General features: G+C 55.4%; 19 protein-coding genes and 1 pseudogene. 10 read left to right on the forward strand and 10 right to left on the reverse strand.

Going from position 1 to position 18,310, the window contains the following annotated elements:
- Nucleotides 1–199 precede the first annotated feature (199 nt).
- The gene (locus ABJF76_RS02630; protein WP_413820752.1) at nucleotides 200–556 is read right to left on the reverse strand and encodes a hypothetical protein; all 357 of its coding nucleotides are present in this window, start codon (nucleotides 554–556) and stop codon (nucleotides 200–202) included.
- Nucleotides 557–1,326: 770 nt separating this feature from the next.
- Between ABJF76_RS02630 and ABJF76_RS02635 the strand changes: the two genes are divergently transcribed.
- Genes ABJF76_RS02635 through ABJF76_RS02645 form a run of 3 tightly spaced genes read left to right on the forward strand, consistent with a single transcriptional unit; the run spans nucleotide 1,327 to nucleotide 4,592 of the window.
- On the forward strand, nucleotides 1,327–1,704 hold the full coding sequence (locus ABJF76_RS02635; RefSeq protein WP_413822501.1) for a hypothetical protein: 378 nt from the start codon (nucleotides 1,327–1,329) through the stop codon (nucleotides 1,702–1,704).
- Nucleotides 1,652–3,445: a beta-propeller fold lactonase family protein gene (locus ABJF76_RS02640; protein ID WP_413820750.1), complete on the forward strand. Its 1,794-nt coding sequence runs from the start codon at nucleotides 1,652–1,654 to the stop codon at nucleotides 3,443–3,445. Before ABJF76_RS02635 ends, ABJF76_RS02640 begins: the two co-directional genes overlap by 53 nt.
- A complete protein-coding gene (locus tag ABJF76_RS02645; protein WP_413822502.1) occupies nucleotides 3,408–4,592 on the forward strand; it encodes a calcium-binding protein in 1,185 nt (394 codons plus the stop codon). Before ABJF76_RS02640 ends, ABJF76_RS02645 begins: the two co-directional genes overlap by 38 nt.
- 919 nt (nucleotides 4,593–5,511) lie before the next feature.
- On the opposite strand, the gene ABJF76_RS02650 is transcribed toward ABJF76_RS02645, so the two are convergent.
- From ABJF76_RS02650 to ABJF76_RS02680, 7 genes and pseudogenes are all read right to left on the reverse strand, one after another.
- Complete coding sequence (locus ABJF76_RS02650) at nucleotides 5,512–5,739, reverse strand: hypothetical protein (RefSeq protein ID WP_413820748.1); 228 nt, start codon at nucleotides 5,737–5,739, stop codon at nucleotides 5,512–5,514.
- Nucleotides 5,711–7,549 carry a phosphopantetheine-binding protein gene (locus ABJF76_RS02655; RefSeq protein WP_413820747.1) on the reverse strand — a complete coding sequence of 613 codons (1,839 nt, stop codon included), beginning with the start codon at nucleotides 7,547–7,549 and terminating at the stop codon, nucleotides 5,711–5,713. Before ABJF76_RS02655 ends, ABJF76_RS02650 begins: the two co-directional genes overlap by 29 nt.
- Nucleotides 7,486–7,761 carry a hypothetical protein gene (locus ABJF76_RS02660; protein ID WP_413820746.1) on the reverse strand — a complete coding sequence of 92 codons (276 nt, stop codon included), beginning with the start codon at nucleotides 7,759–7,761 and terminating at the stop codon, nucleotides 7,486–7,488. The genes ABJF76_RS02655 and ABJF76_RS02660 overlap by 64 nt, the downstream gene beginning before the upstream one ends.
- Nucleotides 7,758–8,573, reverse strand: a pseudogene (locus tag ABJF76_RS02665) (AMP-binding protein). Before ABJF76_RS02665 ends, ABJF76_RS02660 begins: the two are co-directional and overlap by 4 nt.
- A 327-nt stretch (nucleotides 8,574–8,900) precedes the next feature.
- Entirely contained in the window at nucleotides 8,901–9,695 is a 795-nt protein-coding gene (locus ABJF76_RS02670) for a metal ABC transporter permease (RefSeq protein ID WP_413820764.1), read from the reverse strand.
- The gene (locus ABJF76_RS02675; RefSeq protein ID WP_413820745.1) at nucleotides 9,688–10,425 is read right to left on the reverse strand and encodes a metal ABC transporter ATP-binding protein; all 738 of its coding nucleotides are present in this window, start codon (nucleotides 10,423–10,425) and stop codon (nucleotides 9,688–9,690) included. The genes ABJF76_RS02670 and ABJF76_RS02675 overlap by 8 nt, the downstream gene beginning before the upstream one ends.
- A complete protein-coding gene (locus tag ABJF76_RS02680) occupies nucleotides 10,416–10,901 on the reverse strand; it encodes a transcriptional repressor (RefSeq protein WP_413820744.1) in 486 nt (161 codons plus the stop codon). Before ABJF76_RS02680 ends, ABJF76_RS02675 begins: the two co-directional genes overlap by 10 nt.
- A 94-nt stretch (nucleotides 10,902–10,995) precedes the next feature.
- On the opposite strand from ABJF76_RS02680, the gene ABJF76_RS02685 reads away from it, so the two are divergent.
- From ABJF76_RS02685 to ABJF76_RS02715, 7 genes are all read left to right on the forward strand, one after another.
- The gene (locus ABJF76_RS02685; RefSeq protein WP_413822503.1) at nucleotides 10,996–12,033 is read left to right on the forward strand and encodes a zinc ABC transporter substrate-binding protein; all 1,038 of its coding nucleotides are present in this window, start codon (nucleotides 10,996–10,998) and stop codon (nucleotides 12,031–12,033) included.
- A gap of 261 nt (nucleotides 12,034–12,294) precedes the next feature.
- A complete protein-coding gene (locus ABJF76_RS02690) occupies nucleotides 12,295–12,933 on the forward strand; it encodes an ATP-dependent Clp protease proteolytic subunit (protein WP_413820742.1) in 639 nt (212 codons plus the stop codon).
- A 189-nt stretch (nucleotides 12,934–13,122) separates the two neighbouring features.
- The gene (gene clpX / locus ABJF76_RS02695) at nucleotides 13,123–14,391 is read left to right on the forward strand and encodes an ATP-dependent Clp protease ATP-binding subunit ClpX (RefSeq protein WP_413820741.1); all 1,269 of its coding nucleotides are present in this window, start codon (nucleotides 13,123–13,125) and stop codon (nucleotides 14,389–14,391) included.
- A gap of 126 nt (nucleotides 14,392–14,517) precedes the next feature.
- Nucleotides 14,518–14,877: a RidA family protein gene (locus ABJF76_RS02700; RefSeq protein ID WP_413820740.1), complete on the forward strand. Its 360-nt coding sequence runs from the start codon at nucleotides 14,518–14,520 to the stop codon at nucleotides 14,875–14,877.
- Between the two features lie 80 nt (nucleotides 14,878–14,957).
- Nucleotides 14,958–15,341 (forward strand): NADH:ubiquinone oxidoreductase subunit NDUFA12, encoded by a 384-nt coding sequence (locus ABJF76_RS02705; protein ID WP_413820739.1) that lies wholly within the window; start codon nucleotides 14,958–14,960, stop codon nucleotides 15,339–15,341.
- Between the two features lie 13 nt (nucleotides 15,342–15,354).
- A complete protein-coding gene (gene mlaD, locus ABJF76_RS02710) occupies nucleotides 15,355–15,807 on the forward strand; it encodes an outer membrane lipid asymmetry maintenance protein MlaD (RefSeq protein WP_413820738.1) in 453 nt (150 codons plus the stop codon).
- Nucleotides 15,804–16,172, forward strand: a complete 369-nt coding sequence (locus tag ABJF76_RS02715; RefSeq protein ID WP_413820737.1) for a DUF2155 domain-containing protein — start codon at nucleotides 15,804–15,806, stop codon at nucleotides 16,170–16,172. Before mlaD ends, ABJF76_RS02715 begins: the two co-directional genes overlap by 4 nt.
- Here the strand turns inward: ABJF76_RS02715 and aat are convergent.
- Together aat and accC are read right to left on the reverse strand one after the other, a co-directional pair.
- Complete coding sequence (gene aat / locus ABJF76_RS02720) at nucleotides 16,136–16,777, reverse strand: leucyl/phenylalanyl-tRNA--protein transferase (protein ID WP_413820736.1); 642 nt, start codon at nucleotides 16,775–16,777, stop codon at nucleotides 16,136–16,138. The genes ABJF76_RS02715 and aat overlap by 37 nt on opposite strands.
- Nucleotides 16,778–16,953: 176 nt before the next feature.
- On the reverse strand, nucleotides 16,954–18,300 hold the full coding sequence (gene accC / locus ABJF76_RS02725) for an acetyl-CoA carboxylase biotin carboxylase subunit (protein WP_413820735.1): 1,347 nt from the start codon (nucleotides 18,298–18,300) through the stop codon (nucleotides 16,954–16,956).
- Between the last annotated feature and the right edge of the window lie 10 nt (nucleotides 18,301–18,310).

Here is an 18,310-nt window from a genome sequence, read left to right on the forward strand (position 1 = left end):
CCCCCATTTCACCCACCATTTGGAATTTGATTGTCTCCTTGAGTTTTCTTTCAGCACTGAGAACAAGACGGTGAAGATCGCTCAATTGTCACAACAAAATGAAAAAGCCGCCCCGAAGGGCGGCTTTGTTGTTTCAAAGGCCTTGGCTTGGGCACAACCCTTGCGGATCATTGCCCAATCCTGTCAGGCGGCCAGTGGCTTAGACGTCGAGATCGTCCACGCCAGCCCCGAGGTCGGCACCGATGACATCTTCAAGATCATCGCTGCTATTGGCTCCTCCGGCATCGATGGCACAGGCGTCGGCACCGCAGGCGTCGCCGTCATCCCATCCGCCGTCAGCTCCGCAGGCAAACCCACCTGAGATAAAGGCCATTGCGGCTTCGTCGCCTTCATCACCTTCGTTGCCCTCAGTATCTGAGCTGCTCGTATCCGCTACGGAGGTCCCTCCAACGATGGCAGTGGTTTCTTCGGGGGGCGGCGTCACGATGCCTTCAGGAGCCTTAGACGCAGCTTCAAAAGCCGCAATGTTCGCGCGTAAGAGGGATGTAAGGGTCATTTAATCAGCATCCAGTTCTATATGTGTGTGTTCCGGTCTTTGACGGACACAGGCCGAATTCAATCCGGTGTGATGCACTGAGACCGTACAACATTGGCGCTCATACGAACAACGGAATGCTGTCGCCCGTTGACTTCGAACAAAGACGGCTCAAACTGGAAAAGTAGGTGTCTAGTAAACTACGGGCACCTCATATGGCGCAACAAGTCCGCTAGGTCGCATCGAAAAAGTGAGCTGAAGAAATCCCAAAAGAGACATAGAGTTGAATGTCGCATCTGCATCTTTGACAAGGTGACATTTCTGAAGTGAAGGTTTGACATTCAAGTCCTTCAGGCGAACAGGAAAACGTTACTAAATGTGATTGAGTTGCGATTTGGGTTCGGCTGTTTCTTTTTACTTCATTTAATTCCCGCCCAAAATAGCGAGCATTGAGAAAACTCTGACGGGTATTCCTTTTGCCTAGGTTATTTTTCGTAATTTAGTGTAACATTTCAAAGCTTGAGGGCTTTCATGACGACCGAACTTATTTTGACCCAAACCATTGCAGACAGCGTAACCCTGAACAGCGCAGCGGGCATCACTTCGCAAAGCGTTGGGGATCGCACGTTCGTCTACGTTACCTCCGAGTCCGCTAGAAACGTCTCTGTTTTCGAAGCGTTTTCCGACGGTACATTGGACCTTGTTAGCACTTTCGACGCAAACTCGCCCTCTTTCACGGGCACCTTTTTTCCAACCCCTTTGCGCTTGCCACAACGCTCATCAATGGCACTGTGTATGTCTACGTCGGGGGCTCGGGCGAGGATACGGTGCGTGTTCTTGAGCTGGCACCAGACGGCACCCTTTCCGAAGTTCAGCTAATCGTCGACGATGCCATATTGGAATTAGACAACAACTTTGGCGAATTTACGATAGCCACAGCTGGTGGCGCTGAATTCCTGATCGTTCATGGCTTTAACGATGACGGTATCAGTGTCTTTCAAATTGGAAATGACGGCCAGCTGACAAGTACTTTTAACGTGGACGACAGCGCAGCGTTGGGCCTTGGTCTAAACGGCGTCTACGATACGGAGTCAGTGCAGATCGGAAATACGACATTTGTTTTGGCGACTGGCGACTGGCGACTTCGACGATGCGCTCACCGTTTTTGAACTGACTGCGTCTGGGACCCTGCTTTTACGCTCTAGCATTGCGGACAATACAACGTTGGAACTCAATGGTGCGTCTGGCGTTGCGTCGATCGTTATCGGCGGGACCGCCTATATCTATGTTGCGGGCAATACCGATGACGGGATCTCCATCTTCGAGCTAGACTCCAACGGAACGTCGACCAACATCGGCAATATAGCCAACGATAGCACCTTAGCGCTTGACGGCGCGCGCGACATTGACACCTTTACTTTCAACGGGACAAATTTCCTGGTTGTGACGGGCCAGAACAGTGATGGAGTCAGCTACTTCGAGATCGGCACAGATGGCGATCTGACTTTGCTCGACAGTGTCTTTGATAGCGATGACGTGTCTCTTGCGTTGAACGGCATCATCGAAGCCGAATTTTTCGAGGTGGACGGGCAAGGCTTTGTTGCCGTCACCGGCGAATTCGAAGATTCGATCACGATTTTTCAGGTCGACGCCGACGACGGGCCGATTGTTGGAACCGAAGTCGCGGATGTTCTTGTTGGGACTTTGTGCGATGATGAGATCAATGGCCTAGGTGGCGACGACGAGATCGTCGGTATTGATGGCGATGATACGTTGAACGGTGAAGGTGGCAGTGACGTGATCACTGGGGGCGACGGAGACGACGTCATCCGAGGCGACGGCGATCAAAGCCAAACCGGATCCAACGTCGAGACAATCACGGAAACCGGTCAGGACCTCGCCCTGACGGTCACCCTGCCTGATAGTAACAACGGCTCGACCATCGAGATTTCAGGCGTCATCAACCGCAGGCCAGCAGAAAGTAGTGAATTCAACATTGTCTATGTGATCGATATCTCAGGATCAATGTTAGACCAGTTTGTCGGCACTGAAACGGTCGGGGATCTCAACGGTGACGGAAGCAGTAACACGCTACTTGATGGCACTATTGCGGCGTTTCAGGCCCTCAATAGCTCGATTGTGGATGCTGGTTTTGGATCTTCCGACGGCTCGGTGGTGATATTCGACGATGCGTCCAGTGTCTTTTTTGACGGCACCGCTCTCTTTGGGATCGACAATGCCTTGAGCAGCCTGCGCGTCGATGGCGGAACAAATTTCGAAGCAGCGTTACAAACCACCATCACTGGGCTGAACAACGCCGGCGAAGGCGAGAATGTCGTCTACTTCCTGTCTGACGGAGAAAACCTTTTGGGCGGAAGCTTTGCCGACGAAGTGGCCACGCTGATCGATCCAAACGGTCTGAATGCCACGATCAACTCTATCGGCCTTGGAACTGACGTGGATTTACCACAACTCGATCTGGTCGATGACGGGCTTCTCAATGACAGTGCAATTCAGGTGCTGACCCCCAGCACGCTGACTGCAGGCATCACCGGGTCTCCCGTTGCCACGAGTGAAGTGGATCGGCTTGAAATTCGCGTGAACGGCGTGCTGCAACGGACACTTGATGATACGGAATTTGCGATCACCCCACTTGGGTTGCGATACGATCTGGTCGTGAACGGGCTGTCGACGACGGCTGGTGACGTGATCGAAGTCGTCCTTGTGGCCTCGGACACCGGTGCGACAGAGGTTGCCGTGTCGCTGACCGTACCCAACGCCGTTCAGGACGTGGGTGATGATGTATTGATTGGTGGCAATGGCAACGATCAAATCGAAGGCAACAGCGGCAATGACAGCCTGATCGGTGGCAATGGCGATGATGGGCTTGTTGGGGGGGGCGGGCGATGACCTTGCCCAAGGCGGCAACGGCGATGACGTCATTCTTGCTGGCAGCGGCAATGACACGCTTATTGGCGGCGGCGGTCTAGATACACTTGTTGGCGGCGCGGGCGATGACGTTTACCACATCGATCGTTTCGATGTCGTGGATGAAAGCGGCGGCACCGCTGCGGATTTCGACACAATCGTAAGCCGACTGTCGATCGACCTTGGCGCAGCGTCCTTGTTGGGCACGTTTGAGGGCGCCCAATTGACCGGAGTAGCCGACACCGACGTAGCGGGCACAAGTAGCGCCAACCGACTTGCAGGCAACATCGGAAACAATGACCTAAATGGCGGCTTGGGTGCCGATACGATCTTTGGCGGTGCTGGCAATGACCGGCTTTTTGGTGAGGGCGGCAACGACGATTTGTTTGGAGGCAACGGCAACGATATTATTTTTGGCGGCTCGAATAACGACTCGATCGGCGCGGGCACAGGCAACGACACCGTTTATGGCGGTGATGGGCGCGACATCGCATTCTTGGGCGATGACAATGACCTGTTTATCGACAACGCGCAGGGTGGTGCGAATGGCGCGGACACGGTTCTTGCCAATGGCGGCAATGACACCATCAGTGGTGGCGCTGGCAATGACCGCTTTGAAGGGCAGGACGGCAATGATTTGCTGCAAGGGCGGCTTGGCAATGACGTGTTGTTTGGTGGCAATCAGAACGACACGATCGAAGGTGGCGACGGTGCTGACACCGTCGCAGGCGGCAACGGTGCTGACCGGGCTTTCCTTGGCAACGGAAATGATCGGTGGTTCGACAATGATCAGGACCAGTTCGGCAATGATTTTGTGGTTGGCGGCAACGGCAATGACACGATCAATGCGGGTGGTGGCGATGATACGTTGGCTGGTGGTGCTGGGGCGGATACGTTCGTGTTGGCGCGTAACATCGATGATGACGTGATCACGGACTTCAACTTGGGCACCGACGAGCTTGATATCGACGCAGGGCTTTGGAACGGTGCGCTAACCCAAGGTCGACTGAATACGCTGACCAGCGTTCAGAACGACAATTTGGTGTTTGACTTTGATAACGGTGACAGCCTGACGCTGAACGGGGTGACGTCGACTGTTGGTTTGCTGGCAGATATCGATTTGCTCTGATCGTTGGGCTTTTTGGGGCAGCCAATCCTTAAGGGATGCGTCTTTGACGACGGGCTGCCCCACTTTGGGTCGTGCAACGTAACATCTTTGACACCGGGGTACGATCTAGCGCCGCTGAACTGGTGCTAAGGTTTACAAATCGCCTGACCTGTCGCTGACATGTAAAAGGGAAAATGACGCGCATATATGGGCCATGTTAGTGCGGACACACCCTGTTTGCAGTGCTTTCCGATCTGCTGACCGATTGTCCAACCGAACCAAATTGGCCAGTTCGGATGTTCGTGCATGATTGGCTTGGTGCCAGCGGGATGACGGAGGCCGGAGCCGGAGGGAGGCCACAGCGAGCGTAGCGCGTCCCTTGGCTTTCGATGGGTGATTTGGGTTGCGCGTCGCGAATAGAAGACCTTGCCTTTTGGCGTTGGGATGCGAGCGAAACCAATACGTCATATTTTGTCTTTCATTTTGTTTTTGTCGATACTCAAAGCAATTAGGTGATTCCACCTATGACAAATCCAATCCAAACCGCAGGGTGGGTTGCTCAATAGATGGTTACATGTGTTTTCCGCAAAACGCGTAACGAGATTTGCGAAAAGTAGTGCCCAACAGTTCGGATGAGTTATTTCCCGTTAGGTATGTCGATATAACTGCCACATGTAAAAAAGAGCGATTGCTCACAGGAACGACCAAATGCTTCCCACGCCAATTGATGATCTGGTTCTTGGCTTGGTGGGCCTATTACGACGGTGACGAAGCGCCAGCCTTTATGGCACAATTGGCAAAACCGCCTTGCCATGCGCACTATCCCGCGCACTCTTTTGTAACGGGAAGTGAGATACGGCATCATTGCTCACAGCCTTGGATCATCAAGCAATCCGACGGCAATATCGATTCCCAGTTCGGTCAAATCGGAAGCACATTGCTACCTTGGTGTTTGCGCCCCGATCGGCATGCAGATCGCGCGCATGTTTTGTGCGGCCAGAAAGCCTGCCAAGACGGCGACTTGCGACTGGGCGGCGAAATCTGTGCGTCCCGCAATGATAGCACCGCGCAAGCTGTGTTTTCCGACATGTTTTGCAAACAGATCGCTTAAACTTTGCACGGTGCTTTGCAAATCCGCATCAGTCATGTCGCGGGCCGCAGTGCGCACCGCGCGCGCCTTGGGGCTGGTCTTTGCACAGTTGTTCAAAGTCAGACGAAATCGCGCCAAATCGGTTCGGCTTGGCCGTTGGCCAGATCGGCAATGGCTCAGCTTTGGGTGTCGTTGGCAGCGTCGCCAGCGGGGCATCCGGTGCGGATAACGCATGGGTCAAAAGACACACAAACCCGTCAAGCATGGCCTGCGCCTGATCTTGGGTCAAAAGGTTGCGATCATAGTGCAAAGCAAATGTGCCGGCCTGATAGGCGGTTTCAGGGCAGATCGACAGCTCGATACCGGGTTGCCCGGGATCCACAGTTTTGACGGCCAGCACACGCAAAAGCCCGGTTTCTTTGCCCTGCATCCTGACAAGGCTTGCCCCTTCATTTGCGATCTCGAACCAGCACGGCGTGCTGTCGGGATGCGGAACGGCCTCGTGTTTGGTGTCAGATAAAATTTCGCCAAGCAGCGCGCTTGCACAGTTGGCAAGCGTGCCATCCTTGGCTTGTGTCTGGGTGAAACGTGGCCGCGTGGCGTTCCCGATGGCGTCAAAGTCTTGGATCGTTTGTCGCTTTTGCAAAGCAAAGCAAACAGGAAATGCGCGGCCAGACAGGCGTTCTAACAGGTGTGAAAACGCAGCCAGCCCAATCGCAAACGGCGTCGTGTCAGAGGTTTGCGCGACATTGCTTATCTGATCCCAGGTGTCATTCGGCATAGGGGCGTAAAGGGTGCGAAAGTCCGCCTGCTGGCCCGGGTTCAGCGGTGCAATCGTGTCCATAGGCACTGCCATTTGCGGGTCGATATCGCCGCGGCACAATTCCAAATGTGTGTCCGTATTAGGCAGCGTTTGGCCCGCAAGGGTCGCGTTCAACTGTCGGACAAGAATGTGATGGGCAAAACCGTCCGCGATGAATTGATGGATCAAGACGACAAGGCAACGCACGCCATCCCCGCAGGTCACCAAAAAGGGCTGCACTAACGCCTTTCTTTGTGGCGCAAGAAGGTGCAGTAGCGCGTCTGTATCGGATTGCAGTTTCGCCAATGTGGTTTTGGTTTGGCGCAGGATCAAGACAGGTGCAGCGGCGGTGCCAAGCGTTACGTTTTCCGCGGCTATATTGGGTTTAGCACGCAGCATGGGGTGGGTTGCGCACACTGTATCCCATGCGGACTGGATCGCTTGTTCGGTAACAGATGTTGGCACATCAATCACAAGGGTCGCCATGTTCGACATCACCGCTTGGGACGTGTTTTGGCGTATCGCGATCGCTTTGAGCATCGGACCAACATGCGCTTGAGCGGTGTGTATTTGGTCTTGCGGCGTCGAATGTTTCAAGGTGACTTTTTGCGCCAATGCGCGGCAAGTCGGCGCGCTTAGCACATCTGTAGGCGCCAGGCGTGTTCCAAACGTCCGTTCGACATGTGCGCACAGTCGAAAAACTTCGAGAGAGGTCAAGCCGCAAGCAAACAGGGAAGTATCCGCTGCGATGTCGGTACGCCCCAAAATGTCCGAAGCGATCTGCAACAACTGCGCGATGTTGCCGTCTGTTCCGGCCGGTGTCGATGGTGCGGTGGCCTGTGTTTGGGCCTTTGTTGCATAAACTTTTGCAATCGCTGTCCAGCTGACCTTGCCAGAGCTTGCTTGCTTGGGCAGACCTTTGGCGAAAAAGATGAACTTGGGGCAATGCTCGAAATCAAGCGCTTTTGACAATTGCGATTGAAGGGCGGCGACAGAAATGTCGCGTCCCAAAACGGGCACCACTAAAGCTGCGACTTCTTCGCCCAAAGTGCCATGGGGCAGGGGAAAGACGACGGCTTCGGCCACGTCTGGTGCTGTAAAATCGCATCCTCAATGTCGACAGGCGAAAGAGTTGCGCCGCCTCTGTTGATTTGCTCTTTGATCCGCCCCGTTAGTTTGATCCGTCCGTCCTCGGCTAACGTGCCAAGATCGCCGGTGCGAAACCAATCGCCGTGAAAGGCGGCCGCATTGGCATCATTGGACCAGATGTATTCTTTTATGACGTTTGGTCCCCTCACGCAGACTTCGCCGATGACCTCCGACGCAACCCGAGAACCATCGCATGGCGTAAACTGATGTCGACATTTCGACTGGCGGGGCCAACGGCGCCGGGGCGCGTGGCGTCAATGCGCGCGCTCGCAATCTGGTGACTGGCTTCGGTCATCCCATAGGCTTCGAGGACTGGCACACCGAAATAGGCTTCGGCTTTTGCACGTAAACTGGCGGGCAGTGCGGACGATGACGTGCGGATAAAACGCAAATGCGCAAGTGCTGCGGGGCGTTCGGTGGGGGCCTTGGCAAGGATACTTTGCAGCAATGTCGGCACCATCGAAAGTCAGGTCGGCTGAACCTTGGCAATACTGGCCCAAAACGCTTCGGGGTCGCGTGGCGGGATAATCCCAACTTTGGCATCGACCGGCAGGCTTGCGCCAAGGACGGCGACGATGCCATGTATATGTGTCAGTGGCATCAACGTCAGGGTGCGGTCCTCGGGGCTCAGCGTCAACGCGTCGCTTACCCCGTCAAATGAGGCTTGCAGATTTTCGCGGGTCAACCCGACCAGCTTTGGCTCACGCGTCGTACCGGATGTTTGCAGCAAAAGGGCGATATTTTCTTCGTATTCGGTGACATCTGCGCGCCTGCTTTTTGCGATGATGTCCAGCGTCATGTCGTCCTTCAGCAATGCAACCTGCCAACCTGTGGCAAAGGCGGCCGTTGCCACGGCACATGCGGCGTCATCGACAACAACCAAACCCGGACGCAGGTGGTCTAGCAATCGTTCTGCTTGTGCGGCTCCGATGAAAGGCGACACAGGAAACGTGGAAGCCATCGATATGCTACCGATCAAGGCGGCTGTGTTTTTGGACGGATCGCTACAGGCTAGGATAACGGCGCTTGAAGGACGTAACAATGCGGGGGGAAGAGACAATATGAACGGATCGGCGGCGTTAACGCCGCATCAGGAAAAGTCATAAATTATCCCGAGGAACGAAGTTTTATTCAATGTTGAGCGCCGGCGAAACTACAAGGAAAAACCTGACGCAAACAAGCGCAAAATCACACGTTCAAAGTTGTGTTGTGAAACAGCGGGGCAGTGATGTCCCAAAGGCTGTCGCGTCCAAAAGTTTTGCCCAAAGTCCTAAATGATCATATATGCTTAGCGCTTGATCTTCACACGTGCTGCAAGGGCCGTTATGCAAAACATAGCTGCGGCAGCGCACACAATTGTGGGGCCTGTTGGCGTATCGAAATGGAATGATGCGGCCAGACCTGCAATCGCAGATAGGCTGCCAAATACAGCAGTTATCAAGGCCATGGCTTCGGGCGTGCGCGCGAGAGGGCGTGCGGCTGCGGGTGGGATGATCAGCAATGCCCCGATCAGCAATGCGCCGACGGCTTTGATTGCGACAGCCACAGTCAGGGCCAGCGCGACAGTCAACACCAATTGTTCGGTGCGTGATGAAATCCCGCTGGCCTGCGCAAGATCAGGGTTCAGCGTGGCTGTCAGCAATCGTTGCCAGCGCCATGCCAACAAGGCGATGACCGCAACCGCACCGCCCCAGATCAACGCCAGATCAGAGACTGTAACTGCCAGAATGTCGCCAAAAAGGTACCCCATCAGATCCAGCCGTGCCCCTGACAGAAAGGACACAGCCACAAGCCCGATGGCAAGGGATGCGTGGGCCAGAACGCCCAGCAGTGTGTCTTCGGCCAAACCGCGACCGGACAAGCTTTGGACCAAAAGGGCCATCAGCAGTGCTGCGGCCAATACGCCCAACATGATCGGCCCCTGAAACGCCAGTGAAAGTGCCACGCCCAACAGGGCAGCATGGGCCGTTGCATCGCCAAAGTAGGCCATCCGGCGCCACACCACGAAACAGCCCAAAGGTGCTGCCGCAAGCGATGTGCCGACCCCGGCCAAGCCCGCGCGCACCAAAAAATCGTCAAGCATCGTGAGGCCCATCTTTGTGGTCGTGGTGATTGTGATCGTGTTCATGCCGATAAATAGCAAAAGCGCCATTGCTGCCAGCACCAAAAAGTGCCCGATATTCCGGCGCGTCTTGCACCACGTCCGGCGTTCCTTCGCAGCACACATGGCCATTCAGGCACAACACCCGGTCCGAGGCGGCCATCACAACGTGTAAATCATGGCTGACCATCAGCACTGCACAGTTCAGGTGACTGCGCACATGGGCGATCTTGCGGTAGAAATCAGCGGCGCCGGGTTGATCAAGGCCTTGTGTCGCCTCATCGAGGATCAAAATATCAGGTGAAATGAGCAGGGCCCGGGCCAACAGCACACGCTGAAATTGTCCCCCTGAAAGAGAACGCATTTGGGTTTGCGCCAAATCCGGTACACCGGCTTCGTTCAACGCGCGCGCCATCGCTTCAAAGCTGTGACGGTGAGGCAGGCAAAGGAAGCGGCTGACAGTCAGTGGCAGCAGCCCATCCATATGAAGCGTTTGCGGCACATAGCCAACGCGCAGGCCGTGCGCGGTTTCAACACTGCCTTGTGATGGGTTGAGTGCGCCAATTAAGCCTTTGACGAGTGTCGATTTTCCCGATCCATTTGGCCCGACCAAAGTCACAATCTCGCCTCGGTCGATGTGCATATTTACGTCGCGCATAACGGTTTTGCCCGCTTGTTGCAGGCTGAGGTTGGTCGCTGTGATTAGGCGCATGTGGCATCCGACTGGCATCTTGGGCACAAGCCCAAAGCTTCGATCACGGTGTGTTTGATTGCAAAACCGGCGCTGCGTGCCGCTTCGTCCAGCCGGCCTTGGCTATTTCCAGTCTCGATCTCGGCGACGGATCTGCATTGGGTGCAAATTAGGAATGCAGGGGCATGATCGCCGCCCGTATGGGCGCAGGCGATGTATGCGTTCAAACCTTCGATCTTGTGCGCAAACCCTGCAGAGGTCAGAAAATCGAGCGCGCGGTAGGCAACCGGCGGGGCAGTGCCCAACCCATCCTTGGCCAGCAAAGCCAGCAAGTCATACGCCCCAAGCGCGCGATGTTCCGCCAAAAGCAGCTCAAGCGCGCGCCGCCGGATTGGTGTGAGTTTCAGTTTGTTTTCTGCGCAATAGGCCTCGGCCTGCGCAAGCGTGCCACTGACGCAACGCGCGTGATCATGGGCTTCAAAGCCTAAAGCGGACATGGAACGCCTTCCTGGGGCAGCATAACTTTTGGCATTGATATGTTATACCATAACACTTAGCAAGCCTGCATTGGAATTAGGAATGGAGATGGGAATGCGGAATCTGGTTGTGATTTTTGGCGTGTGTGCAAATGGCGCATGGGCCGAGGTGCCGCGTGTGTCAGTGGATATTGCGCCTGTGCACTCGATTGTGGCGGCGGTGATGGGTGAGTTGGGTCAACCAGACTTGATCGTGCCCCCCGGCGCGTCGCCCCATGGTTACAGCATGCGCCCATCTGAAGCGCGCGCATTGGATCAGGCTGATTTGGTCTTTTGGATGGGAAGTGGCCTTTCTCCATGGTTGGAAGGATCGATCGAAAGCCTTGCAGGCGACGCAACGGCGTTGGATTTATTGGCCCGTCCTGAAACGCAGGTATTAGAAGTGCGTGATGGGGCAACGTTCGAAGCCGATGATCACGATCATGGGCACGGCGGCGATGATCACGACGACCATGATGACCATGGCGATGATCACGACGATCTTGATGACCATGGCGATGATCACGACGATCATGATGACCACGGTGATGACCACGACGATCATGATGACCACGGTGATGACCACGACGATCACGATGACCACGCTGAAGTCGTCGATCCACATGCATGGTTGGACCCAGAAAACGCCCGTGCTTGGGCAGCTGTAATCGCGGATGAACTGTCGGTGATGGACCCAGATAATGCTGCGGAATACGCAAGAAATGCGGCCGCGTTTTCAAATAGTATCAATGAATTGACGGATGAGGTTGAGGCAATTGTCGGGCCTATCCGTGGACGACCCTTTGTGGTGTTTCATGACGCCTACCACTATTTCGAACACCGCTTTGATGTCGAAGCTGTTGGTGCGATCTCGGCGACTGACGCAGCCGCACCAAGTGCTGCACGTGTGTCCGAACTCCGCGACAAAGTGGCAAGTCTTGGCGCTGTCTGCGCTTTGACGGAACCACAATTTAATCCGGCTATTCTGGACGCGTTGGGTGAGGTCAAGTTGGGCGAAGTTGACCCCTTGGGCGCGACGCTGGAAGTCGGTCCGGACCTTTACGGGCAATTGCTGACGAATATGGCAGCTTCTATCTCTAACTGTCTGAAATAAAGCGAACTTAATTGATCGCAATCTGCGCATGTCCCCGGGCCTTTGGCGGGTGTCACATAAAGTGATGCGTCCCGTGGTTGGCTTGGGGGCATGCGTTTCTCTTTAAAATTGTTAGCAAAACGTCGCTGGATCATCACGCGCGTTGACACGATAGCTGTTTCAAGCGTCAGCGTGCTCTTGCGGCTCCATCGCGGCGATACTAAGACTCAAGTAACCAGTTTGCGGGTATGGTCTCGCAAATCTTTGACGAGGCAGAAGCTCATGCGCGACCCCATTGACGAATATGCGAATTTTACCAACAACTTAGTGCCCATGGTTGTGGAGCAAACCAGCCGTGGCGAACGGGCTTACGACATCTTTTCGCGGCTGCTGAAAGAGCGGATCATTTTTATCAATGGCCCGATTCATTCGGGAATGAGCCATTTGATCGTCGCACAATTGTTGCACCTTGAGGCGGAAAACCCATCCAAGGAAATCAGCATGTATGTCAACTCGCCCGGCGGCGAGGTGACCGCAGGTTTGGCGATTTATGACACCATGCAATACATTAAACCCAAAGTGTCGACTCTGATCTGTGGTATGGCTGCGTCGATGGGCTCTGTGATTGCTATCGGTGGCGAGCCGGGGATGCGGTTTGCATTACCCAACGCCGAAGTGATGGTGCACCAGCCTTCGGGTGGGTCGCGCGGCATGGCGACAGATATGTTGATCTCTGCTCGGCACATCGAACGCACGCGGGAACGGCTTTATCAGATGTATGTCAAACATGCGGGGCAGGATTACGAAACTGTGCAAAAGGCGTTGGATCGTGACACCTGGATGACCCCGGAAGAGGCCAAAGACTGGGGTCACATCGACGAGATCGTGGCAAACCGCGTCAAGGACGACGAAGAGGCCTAAGCGCATGACAGCATGCCCAAAGATCAAGCTTTGGGCATGCACGCACATCGGACGCTAGGTGATGCCGGCGAATGATAAAAAGACGATTGTGGCCCCCGCAGGCCTGCCCTAAGCTGAGACCAAACGCGGGGGACATGCCGAAGACGGTTCGGCACTGTAAATTGCGGCATCTGCCGGGAAGGACGCGATATGGCCACGACATCGGGCGGCGACAGCAAAAACACGCTTTACTGCAGTTTCTGCGGAAAAAGTCAGCATGAGGTGCGCAAATTGATTGCGGGCCCCACCGTGTTCATCTGCGATGAATGCGTTGAACTGTGCATGGACATCATCCGCGAGGAAACCAAAGCCTCCGGCCTTAAGTCCACGGAAGGCGTCCCAACGCCGCGCGACATTTGCGGTGTGCTTGACGACTATGTGATCGGTCAGGCCACAGCCAAACGCGTGCTGTCGGTTGCTGTACACAACCACTACAAGCGTCTGAACCACGCCCAGAAAAACGGCGGCGACATTGAACTGGCGAAATCCAATATTCTGCTGATGGGCCCAACGGGGTGCGGTAAAACGCTGCTGGCACAAACGCTGGCGCGTATCTTGGATGTGCCGTTTACAATGGCGGATGCGACCACTTTGACCGAAGCAGGTTACGTGGGTGAGGATGTGGAAAATATCATCCTCAAGTTGCTGCAAAGCTCGGAATACAATGTTGAACGGGCACAACGCGGTATCGTTTACATCGACGAAGTCGACAAAATCACGCGCAAGTCTGAAAACCCTTCGATCACCCGCGACGTATCGGGTGAGGGTGTGCAGCAGGCACTGCTGAAACTGATGGAAGGCACCGTCGCGTCTGTGCCGCCACAAGGCGGGCGCAAGCATCCGCAGCAGGAATTCCTGCAAGTCGATACGACCAACATCTTATTCATCTGTGGTGGTGCTTTTGCCGGTCTGGACAAAATCATTGCGGCGCGTGGCAAAGGCTCGGCGATGGGCTTTGGTGCGGATGTGCGCGACAGTGATGCGCGCGGCGTTGGCGAAATCTTTACGGATCTCGAACCAGAGGATTTGCTGAAATTCGGTCTTATCCCCGAATTCGTTGGCCGTTTGCCGGTTCTGGCGACACTCGAAGACTTGGACGAAGACGCGCTTGTCACGATCCTGACGCAACCCAAGAACGCGCTGGTTAAACAATACCAACGCCTCTTCGAACTGGAAGATACCGAACTCAACTTCACCGAAGACGCGCTAAGCGCCATCGCCAAACGGGCGATCGAACGGAAAACTGGTGCACGTGGCCTGCGCTCGATCCTAGAAGATATCCTGCTGGATACGATGTTCGAATTACCGGGTCTTGAATCGGTCACCGAAGTTGTCGTCAATGAAGAAGCTGTGAATTCGGATGCAGCACCGCTGATGATCCATGCCGATGCGGAAAAAGAACCAGCATCAGCAGGCTAACGGCATCATGGCGATGAACCTAATAAGTAAGGCGGACCTCAGGTCCGCCTTTTTTCGTCGCAAATGACGAAGGAATAACTTTAACGTAAGGCGTAGCTTGGCTGCGCCATCAGCAAAGGTCCAAAAATGATCAAACGTATTTCTTCTGGCGGGGCCTTTGAGGCCAAAGTTGGCTATTGCCGTGCGGTTGTCGCTGGGGGCTGGGTGCATGTCGCAGGCACCGTAGGGCAGGGCGACACGGTCACCGAACAATGCGCTGATGCGCTCAACACCATCCACACCGCTTTGCAAAAGGCCGGGGCCGACTGGGCCGATGTGGTGCGTGTCACCTATATGCTACCAGACCCGGACGAATTCGAACCCTGTTGGGAGATGCTGGAACAAACCTTTGGCGCGAATCCGCCTGCCGCCACGATGATCTCATGCGCCTTGCTGGCCCCGCAATTCCGTATCGAAATTGAAGTCACCGCACTTTTGCCCACCTAGATCAGCACCCGCGACTGCGAGTCCTCTGGACGTCGCCTGCGCGATGCGGCATAGACAAAAGAAACCTTCGGAGGCGAACCATGGGTATTTTCAATTCTCTCTTGCGGGCCGTGACGTGGTGGGATGGGCAGACGCTCAACACCCAACTGTTTACGTGGCGCAAAGGCGTGAAAGTGGGCGAGGATGCCCAAGGCAACAGGTTCTTTAAAACCCAAGATGATGCAAAGCGCTGGGTCATATTCAATGGCGAAGCCGAAGCCTCGCGGGTTGACCCTGAATGGCATGGCTGGCTGCACCGCACTTGGGACGAGCCGCCGACCGAAAAACCACTTGCCCGCAAAGAGTGGGAAAAACCGCACCAACCCAATCTGACAGGCACGGCCATGGCCTATGCCCCGGCGGGTTCGATTAGGCACGCCAAACCAGCGGATCGGGCAGACTACGAAGCCTGGTCTCCCGAATAAGGCTGGCCGCGTCATGGCAGAAAATACCTCCGAAGTTCTGGTCGGCGGCGTCGTTTTGGCGGCCGCCATCGGCTTTGCCATCTATGGTGCGCAAGTGGCCGGTGTGGGTAGCGGCGGTAGCTCTGATTATCCGCTGACGGCTAGTTTTCGCAGCCTTGAAGGCGTTAATGTTGGCACCGATGTGCGCCTTGCGGGCGTTAAGATCGGCTCTGTCACCGATGTAGCGCTGAATGCCGAAACTTACCGCGCCGACACCACAGTGTCTTTGCGCAGCACAACCAAAGTGCCCGACGACAGTTCGATCATCATCAGCTCCGAAGGGTTGCTGGGCGGAAATTTTGTCGAAATTGTACCCGGCGGCTCGCCGTTCTATTTTGGACCGGGCGACGAAATCCTAGACACCCAAGGGGCGGTTAGTTTGATTTCGTTGCTGCTGAAATTCGTCTCTGGAGGCGATTCAGAATGATGCGGCGGTTCGCCTTAAGCACGCTGATCGCATTTGGCATGTGCGGCGCAGCCGTCGCCCAACAACAAACCAACAGTGCCTCCGGGGCTGTCTTGCGCGGTCTTGATAAGTTCAGCGGCAGGGTGGTGGACATCGAATTGCCAGCAGGCAGCACGGTGCGCTTTGAGCGGCTGAACATCACGTTGACCGAATGTCGCTATCCGGCAGGTAACCCGTCTGGCAATGCCTATGCGGGTTTGCAGATCTCTGAAATCGGGCGCACTGGCGCTGTGTTTTCTGGCTGGATGATCGCCTCGGCCCCGGCGCTAAGCGCGATGGAACACGCGCGTTATGACGTGTGGGTCATGCGCTGTACTACGTCCTGAAGCGTGGCGGCGGGCAACGCGTCAAAACGCCCATATGAGCGCACGGCTTGTTCTAACTGTTGATGATAACGCGACCGCTTGATTTCTACAGCGCCAAGGCTGGAAAGATGCGGTGTGATAAATTGCGTATCAAACAGCATGAAGCCAGCGCGCCCAAGGTGGTCGACCGCAGCGGCGAGCGCCATTTTTGATGCGTTTGTCGCGCGTGAGAACATGCTTTCGCCAAAGAACGCAGCCCCTAGAGACACGCCATAGACACCACCCACCAACGCGGGCCCGTCCCAGATTTCGATCGAATGCGCATAACCGTTGTCGTGTAAGGCCGCGTAAAGATCGTAGATTTCCGTGTTTATCCACGTGTCCGCGCGATCTGCACAGCCATCCACGACGCCTGTAAAGTCATTGTTCAACCGCAACGTCCAAGGGCTGCGCCGCATCGCGCGCGCCAAGGATCGCGACATGTGGAACCCGTCCAAAGGCAACACACCGCGCATTTTCGGATCAACCCAGAAGACTTCGGGGTCATCGCGCGATTCAGCCATGGGGAAAATACCAGCGGCATACCCTTGTAACAGCAAGTCAGGCGTCAGTGTGAGGTCCGTCATATAAGTCACCTTGCCCGCACAAAAAACGTGCAGGCCTGTCTGGACCGTAAACAGCCTGCGGCCTTGATCCAACCCCTGTGCACGCATGCCTTGGTAAAGAATGGCAACGGCGCCGAATTAACGCGCCGTTGCATCCCTGTTAAGTGGCTGATTATCAAGCAAACCGTTGGTGCGTATCAGGTAAGGTTGGTCTCCAACCAATGTTCCAACCAGTGGATATTGTAATCTCCGGTATGGATATCCTGTTCGGCCAATAAAGCGTGAAACAACGGCACTGTGGTATCCACACCGTCGATGATCAGCTCTCCCAAGGCGCGGTTCAACCGCGCGAGCGCTTCGGCCCGGTCACGACCGTGCACGATCAGCTTCCCGATCAAGCTGTCGTAATAGGGCGGAATTGAATACCCATCATAAAGCGCTGAATCCACACGCACACCCAACCCGCCGGGGGCGTGGTATTGCGTGATCCGACCGGGACAGGGCGAAAAGCTCGGCAGTTTTTCGGCGTTCAGGCGCACTTCGATTGAGTGGCCGTTGATCGTTAGGTCATCTTGTTGGAACGTCATGTCCATACCGGATGCAACGCGGATTTGTTCGCGCACAAGATCAACGCCAAAGATCGCCTCGGTCACGGGATGTTCCACCTGAAGACGGGTGTTCATCTCGATGAAAAAGAATTCGCCCTTTTCATACAGGAACTCGATGGTGCCAGCGCCTGTATAGTTGATCGCGGCGCATGCATCGGCACAGACTTTGCCGATTTTCGCGCGTTCTTCGGCACTGATGCAGGGGCCAGGGGCCTCTTCGAACACTTTTTGGTGGCGCCGTTGCAATGAACAATCGCGTTCGCCCAAGTGCACAGCGCGCCCTTTGCCATCACCAAACACCTGCACTTCGATGTGGCGCGGTGTGGTCAGGTATTTTTCGATATAGACTTCGTCGTTGCCAAAGGCCGCTTTCGATTCAGAACGGGCCGTCAGAAATGCGCTTTCCATGTCGGCTGCGGTTTGCGCAACTTTCATCCCACGCCCGCCGCCGCCGGCGGTGGCTTTGATGATGACGGGATAGCCCATCTCGGCGCCCAACGCTTTGGCTTCTTCCAATGTGGGCACGCCACCGTCGGATCCGGGCACACAAGGCACGCCAAGGGCTTTCATCGTGTCCTTGGCCGTGATCTTGTCGCCCATGGTACGGATGTGTTCAGCCGTTGGGCCGATGAATGTCAGGCCGTGGTCTTCAACGATTTGCACAAATTGTGCGTTTTCGGACAGGAAACCATAACCGGGGTGGATCGCCTCGGCGCCGGTGACTTCGCACGCCGAAATGATCGCCGGAAAGCTAAGGTAAGACTGCGCCGACGCGGGCGGGCCGATGCAAACGGATTCGTCGGCCATACGCACGTGCATGGCATCAGCATCTGCGGTGGAGTGCACCGCCACAGTGGCAATACCCATTTCGCGGGCCGCACGGATGACGCGCAACGCGATCTCTCCGCGGTTGGCAATCAGGATTTTCTTGAACATTGTCAGCCCT

This window comes from Tateyamaria sp., assembly GCF_039940735.1.
Lineage (GTDB): Bacteria > Pseudomonadota > Alphaproteobacteria > Rhodobacterales > Rhodobacteraceae > Tateyamaria.

Excerpts from the sequence above, each read along its gene's own strand:
- ABJF76_RS02630 (WP_413820752.1), bottom strand. The coding sequence starts at position 556 with ATGACCCTTACATCCCTCTTACGCGCGAACATTGCGGCTTTTGAAGCT.
- ABJF76_RS02645 (WP_413822502.1), top strand. The coding sequence starts at position 3,408 with ATGGCGATGATGGGCTTGTTGGGGGGGGCGGGCGATGACCTTGCCCAA.
- ABJF76_RS02670 (WP_413820764.1), bottom strand. The coding sequence starts at position 9,695 with ATGCTTGACGATTTTTTGGTGCGCGCGGGCTTGGCCGGGGTCGGCACA.
- ABJF76_RS02675 (WP_413820745.1), bottom strand. The coding sequence starts at position 10,425 with ATGCGCCTAATCACAGCGACCAACCTCAGCCTGCAACAAGCGGGCAAA.
- ABJF76_RS02680 (WP_413820744.1), bottom strand. The coding sequence starts at position 10,901 with ATGTCCGCTTTAGGCTTTGAAGCCCATGATCACGCGCGTTGCGTCAGT.
- ABJF76_RS02685 (WP_413822503.1), top strand. The coding sequence starts at position 10,996 with ATGCGGAATCTGGTTGTGATTTTTGGCGTGTGTGCAAATGGCGCATGG.
- ABJF76_RS02690 (WP_413820742.1), top strand. The coding sequence starts at position 12,295 with ATGCGCGACCCCATTGACGAATATGCGAATTTTACCAACAACTTAGTG.
- clpX (WP_413820741.1), top strand. The coding sequence starts at position 13,123 with ATGGCCACGACATCGGGCGGCGACAGCAAAAACACGCTTTACTGCAGT.
- ABJF76_RS02700 (WP_413820740.1), top strand. The coding sequence starts at position 14,518 with ATGATCAAACGTATTTCTTCTGGCGGGGCCTTTGAGGCCAAAGTTGGC.
- ABJF76_RS02705 (WP_413820739.1), top strand. The coding sequence starts at position 14,958 with ATGGGTATTTTCAATTCTCTCTTGCGGGCCGTGACGTGGTGGGATGGG.
- mlaD (WP_413820738.1), top strand. The coding sequence starts at position 15,355 with ATGGCAGAAAATACCTCCGAAGTTCTGGTCGGCGGCGTCGTTTTGGCG.
- ABJF76_RS02715 (WP_413820737.1), top strand. The coding sequence starts at position 15,804 with ATGATGCGGCGGTTCGCCTTAAGCACGCTGATCGCATTTGGCATGTGC.
- aat (WP_413820736.1), bottom strand. The coding sequence starts at position 16,777 with ATGACGGACCTCACACTGACGCCTGACTTGCTGTTACAAGGGTATGCC.
- accC (WP_413820735.1), bottom strand. The coding sequence starts at position 18,300 with ATGTTCAAGAAAATCCTGATTGCCAACCGCGGAGAGATCGCGTTGCGC.